The following is a 14793-nucleotide window of genomic DNA, read 5'->3' as shown; positions in this document are numbered from 1 at the left end:
TAAGCGGTCGGCCGGCCCTCTGACCAGGTCAGTTCGCGGTCGGTGTGCCGTGCAGCCGGACCGTGCTGAGGATCTTCATGATCGTCTCCGTGGGGACCTCGCCCTTGACGCCCCTGGCGCCGTAGAAGTCCCAGGACACCAGGTCGCCGGCCGAGTTCTCGAAGCCGAACGTGATCGCCTTGCCGTCGCTCGCGCACTTGCCCTTCTGCGGGGTGTTCGCCGAACGAGCCCAGGCGTAGGCGCCCTTGAGGCCGGACGCGGTGGTGTAGGCGGTGGCCTTCTCGTCGTAGCCGAGGCTCTTCTTGTCCGGTTGCGTGTAGCCGCCGTACACCCACCAGGGGACTTCCCGGACGGCCGCGTCGCCGCCGCTCTTCGCGCCGCTCTCGCCCTTGGTGCCGACCCCCGCGAGGGAGGTGTCCTCGGTCCTGCCGTCCTTGTCGTCGTCGCTCGTGCACCACTTCGACTTGTACTGGGCGGCCCCCGACATGGTGATGATCGGCTTGCCGTCCTTGTCCTCGAAGCCGATGGACGTACCGGGGGTGAGCACCTCCCAGTCGGCCGGCACGTCGAAGGCCGTGCCCCACTTCGGGTTGACCACGGTCTTCCAGCCCGCGACCGTCGGCTTCTCGGTCTCGTCACCGCGCGGGTCGTCGTCCGCCGAGGCGGAGGCGGAGACGGTCGGCGACGGGGCCGGCGACGGGGACGTCCGCTGGTCCTTGCCGTTGTCCGCCTTGTCGTCCTTCTTGCCCCCGAGCACCAGGAACCCGGTCACCCCGGCCGCCACCACGACGGCCGTGGCCGCGATGATCGCGACCAGCTTCGTCCGGTTGCCGCCGCCCCCGCCCTGCGGTGGCCGTGGCCCGCCGGCCTGTCCCGGCTGACCCCACGGCGGCTGCTGCCCGTACCCGCCCGGCGGCGGATACTGCTGGTAGCCGGGTTGCTGGTACGGATTCGGCTGCTGGTAACCCGGTTGCTGGTACGGGTTGTTCCGCGGGTTCTGCTCGCCCCCTGGCGGCTGCTGTTCTGGCCACATGGCCCGTAACCCTAGTGCCGCCCGGGACGTCCTACATCCCTGGTACCCGCGCACGCCGGGCCCGCGGGCCGCCGCCGGGAGGACTGTGATCTGCGCACCGGCACTGTTCAGACTCTGCTACCCATGAGTAACATTGCCGTCATGAGCACTGACCAGATGTCGATCGGCGAGATGCTCGCCGCCACGGTCCCGATGGTGCGGACCCTCAACCTGGAGTACCTGGAGACCACTCCGGAGCGGGCCGTGCTGTCCCTGCCGGACCAGGGTGACTTCCACAACCACATCGGCGGACCGCACGCGGGCGCGATGTTCACCCTCGCCGAGTCGGCGAGCGGCGCGATCGTCCTCGCCGCCTTCGGCGACCAGCTCTCCCGCGCCGTGCCGCTCGCCGTCCGCGCCGAGATCGCGTACAAGAAGGTGGCTCTGGGCCCGGTCAGGGCGTCCGCGACCCTGGGCCGCCCGATCGCCGACGTCGTCGCCGAACTCGACGCGGGCAAGCGCCCCGAGTTCCCGGTCGCCGTCACTCTCACCCGCGAGGACGGCGCGGTCACCGGCGAGATGACGGTGATCTGGACGCTCCGCCTGAACGGCTGAGCAGGACCGGGCCGAGCGGCAGGCAGGCCCGCCGTCGACGCCGCCGTCCGAGCGGCTTCGGCAGCGCCGAAGGGGCCGGCCTGCCTGCGGATTCCGCGCCGCCGTACCGCGGGCTGCTCCTCGATGAAGGCGAGGATGTCCGGGTTGAGGACCTCCGGGTGTGCCGACAGCATGCCGTGGGGTAGCCGTCGTGGCTCTTGAGCCGCCCGTGCCGTGCGTGACGAGCACCGGGACCTCGATCCTCTTGAGGTCCTCGGTGAAGTCGGTCTCGGAGAAGGTCTTGACGCACTCGTAGTGCGCGTTGGCGGCGCCGGTCATGCCCCGGAGCCACCAGCGGTCGATCAGGGCCTGCGACTTCTCGACCCCGGGCGGGTCGAAGCCGTAGAACGGCCCCGACGGCACGTCGATGCAGAACTGGGCGCGGTTGGCGGCCGGCGCGGCGCGGAACCCGACGGACCCCTCGACGGGCAGGCCCTCGGGGTCGCTCTCCTTCTCGATCATGACCGGCGGGACGGCCGGGACGAGGATGCCCTTGGCCACCCGCCCCGGCTCGGCCCGCGCGACGTAGCGGGCGACCTCGCCGCCGCCCGTGGCTCGACCACGTCGGCCGCGTAGGTGTCCGTGTCCTGACAGGTGGCGGTCTGGCTCGAACGGCCTGTCCTTACGCGAGGCCGGCCTGACCGGCGGGATCGAACGGACCGGACGGTCCCGGGCAGGTGCGGATTCCGCGGCCGAAGGCCCGCCGCCGGTTCCGAGACGCGTCGGTCGCCCGCCGCCTCATCGCACGGACGAGGCCGCCGACTGGATCACTTTCGTCACGGCCGCCGGGTCCGACACGAGCGTGAGGTGCGAACCGCCGTTGTAGACGGTCACGTTGGCCTTCGCGCGGCGCGCCATCATCTTCTCCGAGCTGGGGGTGATGATCTGGTCGCCGGTGCTGATGAAGTACCAGGAGGGGATCGTCTTCCACGCCTGGTACTTGGAGGGGGTCTTGAAGGCCACCGTGGTCGCGGCACGCTGGGTGGCCCACAGGCCGACCGCCTGGTCGTGCGGCACACTGTTCGCGAACTTCGTGACGAACACGTTCTCCTTGAGGTACAGCGCGGACGCCTTGGACGGTGCGTTCGCGTAGGGCACGGCGTCGTACAGGTCGGACGGCGATCCCTTGGTCAGGACGGACGTCGGACCGCTGAGCTGCGCCGTGGTCTCCCCGACCGCCGGCGCGGCGGCGTCGACGTAGACGAGTGCCTTGACGTTGGCGACTCCCTGTGCGGCGTTGGTGATCACCGATCCACCGTAGGAGTGCCCGGCCAGGACGATCGGGCCCTTGATGGTCTTGAGGAAGTCCTTGACCGTCTGCGCGTCGGTCGTCAGGTTCTCCAGCGGGTTGCCGATGGCCCGCACCGTGTAGCCCGCGCGGCGCAGGAGCGTGACCTCGCCGTTCCAGCTCGACGTGTCCGCCCATGCGCCGTGCACGAGGACGATCGTGGGTTTCGTCTGCCGGCCGGCTGTCTGCCCGGTGCTCGCCGCACCGCCTGGCGGGGCCGCGGCTGCCACGCCGGTGACGGCCATCGTGACGGCCGTCAGAGTCATCGAGAGATTCCGCCGCCATGCGGTGGACGCCATCGGAAGCCTCCCTAGTTCCAGCTTCTCCGGAGGGAACGCGTTCCGACAGGAAGGAAGGACCGGTCCAGGACGGCAGAGGGAGCCCGCTGCACCGGTGAACACGTCCCCGGCTCTCCACATGACGGTAGCCCCATGCCGCCGCGTCAGCACCTGGGCCCGGAACGGCCCGGCCGGAGCGCCGGAGCGCCGGTGCGGGGCTTCCTCGGATCAGCGGCCCGGTGGCTGGTCGCGCTGGTCGCGAAGGGCTGCCGGTCGGCGTCACAGGATCTCGACGAGCCGGGGGCCGGTCGCCGTGGCGCCCTGGCGGATGCGGCCGCTCAGGTGGTGGAGGACCTCGGCGCGGTGCGCCGCCGGACCGTGGCCGCGGTCGGTGTCCGGCACGCCGAGGCCGAGACGCCGAGGTGTGCGTGTCCGTGGACGTGGCCTGGGCGAAGCCGTCCGCGGTACCGGTCGCGGCGCCCTCCTTCAGGACCGGGTGCTGGCGCCCTCCGCCGGGACCGGGTCATGGGGGATGTCGTCCGGGGCTCCGGTGAGGAGGGGCGGTTCGCCGGACCCGGGGTTGCCGAAGGCGGCCCCGACCGCCCGCGGGGTGCGGGACGACGACGCCGTGATCGCGTCGCGCCGGGCGCTCCGGCACACCGGCACGGCCTCGTCCGCACCGGCCCGGCGCTTCGGCCGGTCCCGGCGGCGGTGCGGCCCCCCTCTCGTGTGGCTCGCTCAGGCGCCCCGGCCGGAGCGGCGTGCGATCTCCTCGGCTGCCAGGTCCGCCACGAACTCTCAGCCATGCGGTGAACTCGGGCCCCAGAACCGGCCGTTCGCAGGCGAGCCGGACCACCGTGCGCAGATAGTCGGCCTGGTCGCCGGTGTCGTAGCGTCGTCCGTCGAAGACCACCCCGCGCACCGTGCCGGCCGCCGCGAGTTCCTGGAGCGCGTCGGTCAACTGGATCTCGCCGCCCCGGCCGGGCCCGGTTCGCTCCAGGAGGCCGAACACCCCGGGGTCGAGGACGTAGCGGCCGATGACCGCGTATGTGCTCGGCGCGTCCTCGGGGGACGGCTTCTCCACCAGGCCGGTCACCCGCACCACGCCTTCCTCGCCGGTGTGCTCGACGGCGGCGCAGCCGTAGAGGTGGACCTGTCACGGGTCGACCGGGTCTCGCGCGCGTCGATGAGGTCGTCACCGAGGAGCACCGCGAACGGCTGGTCGCCCACGTGGTGCTTCGTGCGCAGCACCACGTGGCCGAGGCCGGGCGGGTCGCCCTGGCGGACGTGGTGGATGTCGGCGAGCAGCGCGGGATCGCGTACCGCGTCCAGGCGTAGGGTGTCGCCCCTGGCGGCGAGCGCCTCCTCCAGCTCGAAGGCGTTGTCGAAGTGGTCCCCGATGGCCCGCTCGTGCCGGCCGGTGACCCTGAGGATGTCGTCGAGCCCGGCCTGGGCGGCCTCCTCGACGACGTACTGGATCGCCGGCTTGTCGACGACCGGCAGCATCTCCTTCGGGGTCGCCTTGGTGGCGGGCAGGAACCGGGTGCCCAGTCCGGCGGCCGGTACGACGGCCTTGCGAACCGGCCGGGAGGACGTGGGGGCGGTGGAGGCGTGGGGGGCGGTCATGCGGCACATGCCGGGCCGCCGGGATGAAGAGCGGGCCCGGAGAAACGTGGGAGGCGGCTGTGGAAGGCCGTGCTCCGCCCCACGGTGCGCGAATGTGAGGGAGTTGGAGATTCCGTGCGCCATCGGGGCCCTCACGCGCACAAGGTGAACCTGTGAGGCCGCTGAATCCGACCCACTCGTCGATACCGACGGTAACTCATCTGAATTCACTGAACTCTGGACCCGGGTCACCTCCACTTCTTGTTTCCTGCGAGGCCCGTGTGCGAAGGTGAGCCTCCCCGCGGGAGGGTTCAGAGACCGGCATGGCCGTTAGTCCGGTCCTTATGGGCTCCAAAAGGTACGCACCAATCAGGCAACCGCATTCCGTCAGGGCGCCATTTCGCATGCCGTCCTGCGGCTCGGAAGGAAATGGTTCAGTGCAATCGCCCTACCCCCCACGCCCGCCCTGCCCGCCTCGCCCCGGTCCGACTCCGGGGGAGTCCGACCGGGATCTCATCGACCAGCTCACCAAAACGCCCGCGGCCAAGCACCATGCCGTCGCCCTGCTGCTCACCCGGCACTGGCGCGCCACCTGTGACTACGCGGTGGTCTGTCTCGCCTCCGCCACCCCTGTCGCCCAACTGGTCGCCAGCGCCGCCTTCGAGCGGGTGCTCGGCCGGCTGACCGGGCGCGCGGTCGGCGGCGCCCTGCGGCCGCAGCTCCTCGTGGCCGTACGGGAGACGGTCCGCGCCTGGGCCGCAGACGAAGCCATTTCCCTGGTCGTACCGGAACTGCGCAGAACCACCGGCGGCCGCGGACTCGGCGCCGTGAGGCCGGGCACCCCCGAAAGGCGGCAACTCGCGGAACGCGCTTTCCAGTCTCTTCCCGCGGCCTCGCAATGCCTCCTCTGGCATACCGAGGCAGAAGCCGAACCCATAAACATACCCGCTGGTCTGTTGGGTGTCGACGCCCCCACCGCGACAGCCGCCCTCGCCCAGGCACGCGAACAATTCCGGGTCGGCCTGGTAGGCGCCCACCGGGAACTCGCGCCCTCGAAGGAATGCCGTTTCTACAACCGGCTCCTCGACGTCCCCATGCGTCGCGGTGGTGCTCTGCTCCCCGATGTGCAAGAGCACCTGACGGTGTGCCGGTTCTGCCGGCACGCCGCCGAACAGCTCAGCCATTTCGACGGCGGCCTGGAGGTGCTGCTCGCCGAGACCGTGCTCGGCTGGGGCGCCCGTCGCTACCTCGACGCCCGGGCCGGCCGCGACGCCGCGGAGGCCTGGCCGGCCGGCGCCGGACCCGTGTCCGCCGGGGTGCCCGGCGGCCGGCACCGCACGGTGTCCGAGGGCGGCCGGCGCAAGGCCCTGCTGGCCGGTGCCGGCCTGGTCTCCCTCGCGCTGCTCGCCACCGTGCTGGTGGCCAAGGGCTGGTCCGACGACGACGGTGTCCCACACCCCGGCGCCACGACCTGGGGCGCTCCCGTCACCGGCACCACCGGGTCCGGTCCCGGCCGGAAACCGTCCACCGCCACCTCCCCGTCCCCGGCCTCCGCGGGCGAGCCTGTCGAGATCGCCCACGGCAGACTGCGCAGCCTCGGCTCCGGGCTCTGCCTGGACGTGCGCGGCGGCCGGCCGCGGGACGGCGCGGACCTGCGGCTCGCCAGGTGTGCGGACACCGGGTCCCAGCAGTGGTCGTACCAGGACGACGGCATGCTGCGCAGTGTCCTGGATCCCGGCCTCTGCCTGGCCGCCGACCCCGGCGCGCACACGGTCGTGGTCTCGGGCTGCCTGGTGCACGCGGGCGAGGTGTCGTACGACCTGACGGTGCGCGGTGAGCTCCTGCTGCGCTGGGACAAGGACCTCGCGCTGGCCGCGGACGGCGCGAAGGCGACCGTGGCCCGACGTGACGGATCCTTTCACCAGCGCTGGGAGCTGGCGTCTGGCGACGGCGGCGCACCGGTGACGCCTGACGTCACGCACTCCGCGCCGGCAGGGCCGAAGAGGGACGGGAAGAACGACGCGAAGAACGACGGGAACTCGCAGGATTCCGCGCCCCCGCCGGATCCCGCGGCGCCGCCGCAGACGCCTGGTACTGCGCGGGACCCGTACGGCACCCGGGTCGCGCAGGTCGGCTCCCACGACGGTTCCGCCCCGGTCGTCCCCGCCGGGCCGCAGGGGCAGCCGGAGTCCGTCGCGACGCTCGCCGGAAGGGCCGACGACGTCCTGGGGTCCGTGCCGGCCACGGTGGCGGGTGTCGTGAGCGGAGTGGGGGGCCTGCTCGGTTAGCCGGTGGCGGCAGCATGCGGGGGCGGTGGAGGTCCGGCGCGAGGGCCGAAGGAGGGCCACGGTGTGAAGTGGCCCTCCCGGCGTGGCGGTGCCGCAGGTGTACGTCGCGCGCTCGCCCGGTCTCCGACTCGACCGGGCGGTCCGGGTGCCGGGCGGATTCCGGCGGCTGGTGCTGGGGTCGGGGGAGCGGCGCCGCGTCACGGTACGGGTCGCCGCGCGCACCCTGTCGTCGTGGGACGCCGGCCGCCGTCGCTGGACGCTCGGCACCGGAACGCGCACCGTCTGGGTGGGTGCGCCGTCGGGCGATCTGAGGCTGCGCACCGGCGCCCGGGTCAGCGGCTGAGAACACTGAATCCATGTCAATGAGCGGCCGGCGGGCGAAGGCTCTCCGGCCGCATTCCTTCAGGGTTTACGAGGATTTTCCCCGTCGCGTGTTTCATGTGAAGTAATACGCTTGGGGACAGGTTTTTGTCAGGCTTGGGTCAGGGTTGGTGCAGGTTTCGTACCGGAGTGGCCGTCACGCGTTCTTGGTGTGCCACGATCGAGCCAGCGGACCGAAGTCATCTCGAATTTACAGAGCTGGGCGCGCCCGCACGGGGTGTTGCGCCGGGGTGAGTGCCGGGTGAATGACCCGGGCGCTTTGACGGACTTGTGGCGGTGTGACGGCGTCGCTCCACCGGTTCCGAAGCCGTTTCGATGCAGTGGATTGCTCTGATTTTCGGCTCTTGCGGTGAATTTCCCCGACTGGCCGAATCAATGCCCCCGGGCGTGATAGGGCCGTTCCGTTATTGACCCGCGAGTAATGAACTCGCTACTTTCCGGGGGCCTCACCCCGAGCACTCCGCCGCACACATCCCCCACCGTGCTGTCCTCCCGATTATTCGGAGCATCATGACGTTCCCTGTGCGTGCCGTCGACCTGATCATGTGCGTCACCCCGTTCGGAGAACCCGACCACCGGCTCACCGCAGCGGTCTGCGCCTCGGGCGGACTCGGTGTCCTGGACCTGGGGCGCGGTGACCGAAGAACCCGGGAGGCGCTGGCCCGGCTGAAACGGGCGGTGCGGGCCCCCTACGGCGTGCGGGTCGCCCCCGGCTGCGCGCTCACCCCCGAAGACCTCGACGAACTGCCCGACACCGTGGTCCTGGCCGCCGACGCGCCCTGGTCCGCCGGCCGGCTCCCCCCGCACGTCCGGGTACTGGCCGAGGTGACCGGCCTGCCCGGGGCCCGCGAGGCGGTCGCGGCCGGGGCCCACGGGCTGATCGCCCGGGGGGCCGAGAGCGGCGGCAGGGTCGGCGGCCTCAGCACCTTCGTGCTCCTCCAACAGCTACTCGGCACACCCGAGTTGTGCGTCCCGGTGTGGGCCTGCGGAGGCATCGGACCGCGTACCGCGGCGGCCGCGGTGGCCGGCGGCGCGGCCGGAGTCGTCCTGGACAGCCAGCTGGCCCTGCTCGCCGAGTCCCGGCTGCCCGAGGCGACGGCAGCCGTACTGCGCTCCCTGGACGGTTCCGAGACCACCGTCCTGGCCGGCCACCGGGTACTGCACCGGCGTGGTCCGGACGCCGTGCGCCCACCCGCCGACGACCCGGCCGCGGTCGCCGCGCTGCTGGGCGCCGAGGACCCGCGCACCCAGCTGCTGCCGGTCGGACAGGACGGCTTCCTCGCCGCCCGGTTCGCCGAGCGGTGGGGCGATGTACGGCGGACCGTAAGGGAGTTGACGGCGGCGATCCGGGAGGGCGACGCCGTCGCCCCGGACGCGTTACGGCCCGGTGCCTCCGCCATGAGCCGCGCCCTCGGCACCCGGCTGCCCGTCGCCCAGGGCCCGATGACCCGGGTCAGCGACCGGGCCGCCTTCGCCGCCGCCGTCGCCGCCGACGGGGCGCTCCCCTTCCTGGCCCTGGCCCTGGCCGACGGCGCCCGCGCCCGGGAGATGCTCACCGAGGCCAGGAGGGCACTGGAGGGCCGGCCCTGGGGCGTCGGCGTGCTCGGCTTCGCCCCCGAGGAACTCAGGACCGCCCAGCTCGACGCCGTACGGGAGCTGCGGCCCAGCCACGCGATCATCGCGGGTGGCCGCCCCGCCCAGGCCGAGGCGCTGGAGCGGGCCGGGATCAGCACCTTCCTGCATGTGCCCTCACCCGGGCTGCTCCGGCAGTTCCTGGAAGCAGGGGCCCGCAGGTTCGTCTTCGAGGGCTCCGAGTGCGGCGGCCACGTCGGACCGCGCGCGAGCTTCCCGCTGTGGGAGGCCCAGCTCGCCGTCCTGGAGGACTTCCCGCAGGCCGAGGGCCTGGAGGTGTTCTTCGCGGGCGGGATCCACGACGAGCGCTCCGCGGCGATGGCCGCCGCGCTCGCCGCGCCGCTGACCGCCCGGGGCGCGGCCGTGGGCCTCCTCATGGGCACCGCCTACCTGTTCACCGAGGAGGCCGTGGACCGGGGCGCGATCCGGCCGCTGTTCCAGCGCCAGGTCATGGCCGCCGCCTCGACAGCACTGCTGGAGACCGCGCCCGGCCACGCCACGCGCTGCGTGCCCAGCCCGTTCACCGTCGGCTACCACAAGCGCGAGGCGGAACTGCGGGCCGACGGGGTGCGGGACCGGCAGCTGTGGGAGGAGCTGGAGCGGCTCAACGTCGGCCGGCTGCGTATCGCCAGCAAGGGCGTGGACCGCCCGGACGGCGGTGAGCTCGCACCTGTGGACGAGCAACGCCAGCTGAACGAGGGGATGTTCATGGCCGGGGAGGTCGCCGTGCTGCGCTCGGCGACGACCACCGTGGCCGCCCTGCACCACGCCGTGACCGACGGCGCCGCCGACTACCTGGCCCGCCGCCGCCCGGCACCCGAACAGCGTGCGGAGCCGCCCGCCCCCGCCCCGCTCGACATCGCGATCGTCGGGATGGCCGGGATGTTCCCGCACGCCCCCGACCTCGCCACCTTCTGGGCGAACGTGGTCGGCGGACACGACGCGGTCACCGGGGTACCGGCCGAGCGCTGGGACCCGGCCGTCCACCACGCCGACGGCCACACCACCTCCCGGTGGGGCGGCTTCCTGCCCGCCATCCCCTTCGACCCGCTGAGCTACGGCATCCCGCCCGCCTCCCTCGGCCACATCGAACCGGTCCAGCTGCTCGCCCTCGAGGCCGCCCGGCGCGCCCTGGACGACGCCGGATACGGCGCCCGGGGACGGGAGTTCGACCGCTCCCGCACCTCCGTGGTCTTCGGCGCCGAGGCCGGCAGCGACCTCTCCAACGCCGCCACCCTGCGGGCCGTACTGCCCTCCTACTACGGCAAGGTCCCCGACGGCCTCGACGCGCAACTGCCCGGGCTCACCGAGGACTCCTTCCCGGGCATGCTCGCCAACGTCATCTCCGGGCGGATCGCCAACCGCCTGGACCTGGGCGGTGCCAACTACACGGTGGACGCCGCCTGCGCCTCCTCGCTCGCCGCCGTCGACGTCGCCTGCAAGGAACTCACCGCCGGCACCAGCGACGTCGTGCTGTGCGGCGGCGCCGACCTGCACAACGGCATCAACGACTACGTCCTCTTCTCCTCCGTGCACGCCCTCTCGCCGACCGGCCGCTCCCGCGCCTTCGACGGCTCCGCCGACGGCATCGCCCTCGGCGAGGGCGTGGCCTGCGTCGTCCTCAAACGGCTGGCCGACGCCGAGCGCGACGGGGACCGCGTCTACGGCGTGATCAAAGGGCTCGGTTCGTCGAGCGACGGGCGCTCCCTGGGCCTGACCGCACCGCGACCCGAGGGGCAACGGGCCGCGCTGCTCCGCGCGTACCGCAACGCGGACGTGTCCCCGGCGCAGGTCGGCCTGGTGGAGGCGCACGGCACCGGGACCGTCGTCGGCGACCGCACGGAACTGACCATCCTCAGTGAGGTGTTCACCGAGGCGGGCGCGGTCAACGGCGGTTGTGTGCTCGGCTCGGTCAAGTCCCAGATCGGACACACCAAGTGCGCCGCCGGACTCGCCGGACTGATCAAGACCACCCTCGCCCTGCACACCGGCGTCAAGCCGCCCACCCTGCACCTCGACCGGCCCAACCCGGCCTGGAAACAGGAGGACAGCCCGTTCGCCTTCCACACCGAGGCCCGGCCCTGGGCCGCTCCGGCGGCGGAACGGATCGCCGGGGTCAGCGCGTTCGGCTTCGGCGGCACCAACTTCCACGTGGTGCTCGGCGCCTACGACAGCGCGGTGCCGCCGGAGCAGGGACTGGACCTGTGGCCCGCCGAGCTGTTCCTGTTCCGCGGCCGGGACGAGAGGGCCGCGCACCGGGGCGTCGAGGAGATCCTGCGGGCCGCCGAGACGGGGTCCTGGCGGCTGCGCGACCTGGCGCTCGCCGCCGCCCGCCGCGCGGACGCCTCGCACGAGCCGGTGCGGGCCGCGGTGGTGGCGCGTGACCCGGACGAGCTGGCCGGGCAGCTGCGGCGGATCCTCGCGGGCGAGCACACCCCGGCCGCCGGCCTTCACCTGGCCGGCCCGCGGGCGGACGCCGACGGCAAGATCGCGTTCCTCTTCCCCGGCCAGGGCAGCCAGCGCCCCGGCATGCTCGCCGACGTCCTCGTGGCCCTCCCCGAACTGCAGCACTACCTCCAGCTCGGCCGGGCCCACGCCGGCCCCCTCTACCCGCCGGCCGCCTTCGACGACGCCACCCGTGAGCGCCACCGGGCCGCCCTCACCGACACCCGGGCCGCCCAGCCCGCCCTCGGCATCACCGGCCTCGCCGCCCACGCCCTGCTGACGGCGGCCGGGATCCGGCCCGACATGGCCGCCGGACACAGCTACGGCGAACTCGTCGCCCTCGGGGCGGCCGGCGCCCTCACCCCCGAAACCCTCCTGGAACTGAGCACCGAACGCGCCACCGCGATCCTGGCCGCCGCGGGCGACGAACCGGGCACCATGGCCGCCGTGTCCGGCGCCGCCGAGGACGTCGAGCGCGCGCTGCGCACCGCCGGGATCCCCGGCTCGGTCGTGGTCGCCAACCGCAACTCGCCCAAGCAGACCGTGATTTCGGGCCCCACCGAAGAAGTGACCCAGGCCGTGCGGCGGCTGCGCGAGAGCGGGCTCGGCGCCAAGCGGATTCCGGTGGCCTGCGCCTTCCACAGCCCGGTCGTCGCCGGTGCCGGACACCGGTTCGCCGAGGTCCTCGCGGAGGCGGCCGTACGGCCGCCCGAGTTCCCGGTGTGGTCCAACCGCACGGCCGCCCCCTACCCGGCGGACCCCGGCGCGGTACGCGCCGAACTCGCCGCCCAGATCGGCTCACCCGTCGCCTTCGCCGCCCAGATCGAGGCGATGTACGAGGCCGGAGCGCGGATCTTCGTCGAGGCCGGACCCGGATCCGTCCTGACCCGGCTCGTCGGACAGATCCTCGGCGACCGCCCGCACACCACCGTGGCCTGCGAACCCCGCGCCGACAGCGGACTGCGCGGCTGGCTCGACGCGCTCGCCCGGCTGGCCGTGGCCGGGGCGCCGGTCCGCACCGCCTGGCTGCTGCGCGGCCGTGACGCGGTGGACGCCCTGCGCACCCCGGCACCCCCGCGGCCGGGCTGGACGGTCGACGGACAGCTCGTGCGCACCGCCGCCGGAGACCTCCTGCCCGGTGCCCTCGTACCGGCCCGACGAGTCGTGGAGACGACTGTGACGACGAACCAGCCGCACGGCGCCCCGGCCGACCGGGACGCGCTGATCTCCGAATTCCTGCGCACCAGCCGGGAGATGATCGCCGCCCAGCGCGACGTGCTGCTCACCTACTTCGGGGCCGCGCCGGGGGCGGTGCCCGCCGCGCCGGTGTCGCCGCAGCAGCTCGCGCCCGTCCTCGCCGCCGCCCCGGCGCCCGTACCGGCCCCGGCGCCCGCCGATACCGTCGCGCCCCAGCCGGAGCCGGCGGCCGCGGAGACCGACGTCGAGCGGGTCGTCCTGGAGATCATCAGCGAGCGCACCGGCTACCCCGCCGACATGATCGAGCCCGACCTCGACCTGGAGGCGGACCTGAGCATCGACTCCATCAAACGGGCCGAGATCGCCGGGGAGCTGGCCAAGCGCCTCGGCTTCGCCGGCGGGGCGGAGACCCTCGACGACGCCGAGCTGGAGGAACTGGCCAAGGCGCGGACGGCCGCCGCCGTCTCCGGCTGGCTGAAGGCACGGGTCGGCACCGCCGGACGGCAGGAGGAGACGGCCACGGCCGGCACCGTCGAGGAGATCCCCCCGGGCGGGGCGCCGAAGCGGTTCGAGATGCGCCCCGTCGCGCTGGCGGAACCGGACACCGTGCCCGATCCGGCCGCCCTGCTCTCCGGCAGCCGGTTCGTGATCCTCGGGGACGGCGCCCCACTGGCGGATCGGCTCCGCGCGCATGGCGCCGAGGCCGTGACCGTGGGCCCCGACCACCGGCTCGGCGAATCCGACGGAACCGTGGACGGCGTCCTGTACCTGGGCGCGCTGCCCGGCAGTGACACTCCCGTGCTGCCGGACGCCTTCCCCGTGCTGCGGGCGGCCCTGGCGCGCGGTCCGCGCTGGCTGCTGGCCGCCCGGCCCGCCGAGGGCGAGGACGCCACCCGCTCGGCCGGACTCCACGGGCTGTTCCGGACCGTCGCCCGGGAATACCCGGACACCCTCGCCCGGGTCGTGACCATGGAGGACACCGCACCGGCCGCCGTCGCCGACGCGCTGCTCGCCGAACTGCTCGCACCCGCCCCGGCCCCCGTCGTCCTGCGCACCGCCGCCGGCCGGCACGGACTGGAGCTGACCGAGGTGCCGCTGGGCCCGCTCGGCAGCACCGGCGCCGGACCCGGCGGAGAGGGGGCCGCCGAGGCCGCCGCGCTCGGGCTCGACCGGGACTCCGTGGTGCTGCTGGTCGGCGGGGCCCGCGGTATCACCGCCACGTTCGCGGCCGCCCTCGCCGCCGCCTGCCGCTGCCGTGTCGAACTGCTCGGCCGGACACCCGCGCCCACCGGACCCGAGGCCCCGGACACCGCCGCCGCCAGGACCCCCGCCGGACTCCGCACGGCCCTCGCCGCCCGGGGCGGACGCAAGCCCGCCGAGGTCAACCGGGAGGCCGAACTGATCCTCGCCCAGCGGGAGATCGCCGCCACGCTGGACGAACTCGCCGCGCTCGGCGCTCAGGTGCGCTACCGCGCCGTGGACTTCCGCGACCGGAACGCCGCACTCCAGGCCGTCAAGGAGATCCACGCCGACCACGGCCGCCTGGACGGGGTCGTCTTCGCGGCCGGGGTGATCGAGGACCGGCTGATCGCCGAGAAGACCCCGGAGTCCTTCCAGCGGGTCTACGGCACGAAGACGAGCGGCGCGGCCACCCTGCTTTCCGCCCTTGAGGAACTGCCCAACGGGCCGGGCTTCGCGGTGCTGTTCGGCAGCGTCTCCGCCGTCCTCGGCAACCGGGGCCAGGCCGACTACGCCGCCGCCAACGACGCCCTGGAGAGCCTCGGCGCCGACTGGGCGGACCGCACCGGCAACCGGGCGTTGACCGTGCACTGGGGGCCGTGGGCTCCGACCGGTGGCCACACCGGCATGGTCAGCCCGGAGCTGGGGCGTGAGTACGCCCGGCGCGGGGTCGGGCTGATCGACCCCGACGAGGGCGCCGCCGCGCTGCTGCGGGAGCTGGCCTGGGGCGCGGAGTCCGTCCGTGCCGTCGTCTACACCGCGTCGGGCTGGTGA

Annotated in this window: 7 protein-coding genes and 2 pseudogenes; 4 read left to right on the top strand and 5 right to left on the bottom strand. The window is 73.6% G+C overall.

What is annotated here, in order from left to right:
- Positions 1–28 precede the first annotated feature (28 nt).
- Positions 29–1033, bottom strand: coding sequence for a DUF8017 domain-containing protein (locus ACZ4O3_RS26015; RefSeq protein ID WP_467724489.1), 1005 nt, complete (start codon positions 1031–1033; stop codon positions 29–31).
- Positions 1034–1189: 156 nt separating this feature from the next.
- Between ACZ4O3_RS26015 and ACZ4O3_RS26010 the strand changes: the two genes are divergently transcribed.
- Positions 1190–1627 (top strand): DUF4442 domain-containing protein, encoded by a 438-nt coding sequence (locus tag ACZ4O3_RS26010; protein WP_362729037.1) that lies wholly within the window; start codon positions 1190–1192, stop codon positions 1625–1627.
- 119 nt (positions 1628–1746) lie between these two features.
- Here ACZ4O3_RS26010 and ACZ4O3_RS26005 read toward each other — a convergent pair.
- From ACZ4O3_RS26005 to ACZ4O3_RS25990, 4 genes and pseudogenes are all read right to left on the bottom strand, one after another.
- Positions 1747–2283 (bottom strand): annotated as a pseudogene (locus ACZ4O3_RS26005) (alpha/beta fold hydrolase); the annotation flags it as partial.
- Positions 2284–2404: 121 nt separating this feature from the next.
- Complete coding sequence (locus tag ACZ4O3_RS26000; protein WP_362729035.1) at positions 2405–3253, bottom strand: alpha/beta hydrolase; 849 nt, start codon at positions 3251–3253, stop codon at positions 2405–2407.
- 258 nt (positions 3254–3511) lie between these two features.
- Positions 3512–3634 carry a hypothetical protein gene (locus tag ACZ4O3_RS25995; protein ID WP_467724488.1) on the bottom strand — a complete coding sequence of 41 codons (123 nt, stop codon included), beginning with the start codon at positions 3632–3634 and terminating at the stop codon, positions 3512–3514.
- Positions 3635–3970: 336 nt separating this feature from the next.
- Positions 3971–4858 (bottom strand): annotated as a pseudogene (locus tag ACZ4O3_RS25990) (UTP--glucose-1-phosphate uridylyltransferase).
- Between the two features lie 416 nt (positions 4859–5274).
- Between ACZ4O3_RS25990 and ACZ4O3_RS25985 the strand changes: the two are divergent.
- The 3 genes from ACZ4O3_RS25985 to ACZ4O3_RS25975 all read left to right on the top strand — a co-directional run bounded on the left by ACZ4O3_RS25985 (position 5275) and on the right by ACZ4O3_RS25975 (position 14793).
- Positions 5275–7125 (top strand): RICIN domain-containing protein, encoded by a 1851-nt coding sequence (locus tag ACZ4O3_RS25985; protein ID WP_467724486.1) that lies wholly within the window; start codon positions 5275–5277, stop codon positions 7123–7125.
- Positions 7126–7207: 82 nt separating this feature from the next.
- Complete coding sequence (locus ACZ4O3_RS25980) at positions 7208–7468, top strand: fibronectin type III-like domain-contianing protein (RefSeq protein WP_362732014.1); 261 nt, start codon at positions 7208–7210, stop codon at positions 7466–7468.
- 548 nt (positions 7469–8016) lie between these two features.
- Positions 8017–14793 (top strand): SDR family NAD(P)-dependent oxidoreductase, encoded by a 6777-nt coding sequence (locus ACZ4O3_RS25975; protein WP_467724484.1) that lies wholly within the window; start codon positions 8017–8019, stop codon positions 14791–14793.

The sequence above is a fragment of the Streptomyces sp. NPDC026515 genome (genome assembly GCF_055567595.1).
The sequence above is the reverse complement of the archived record's forward strand: the minus strand, read 5'-3'. Positions and strand labels throughout refer to the sequence as shown.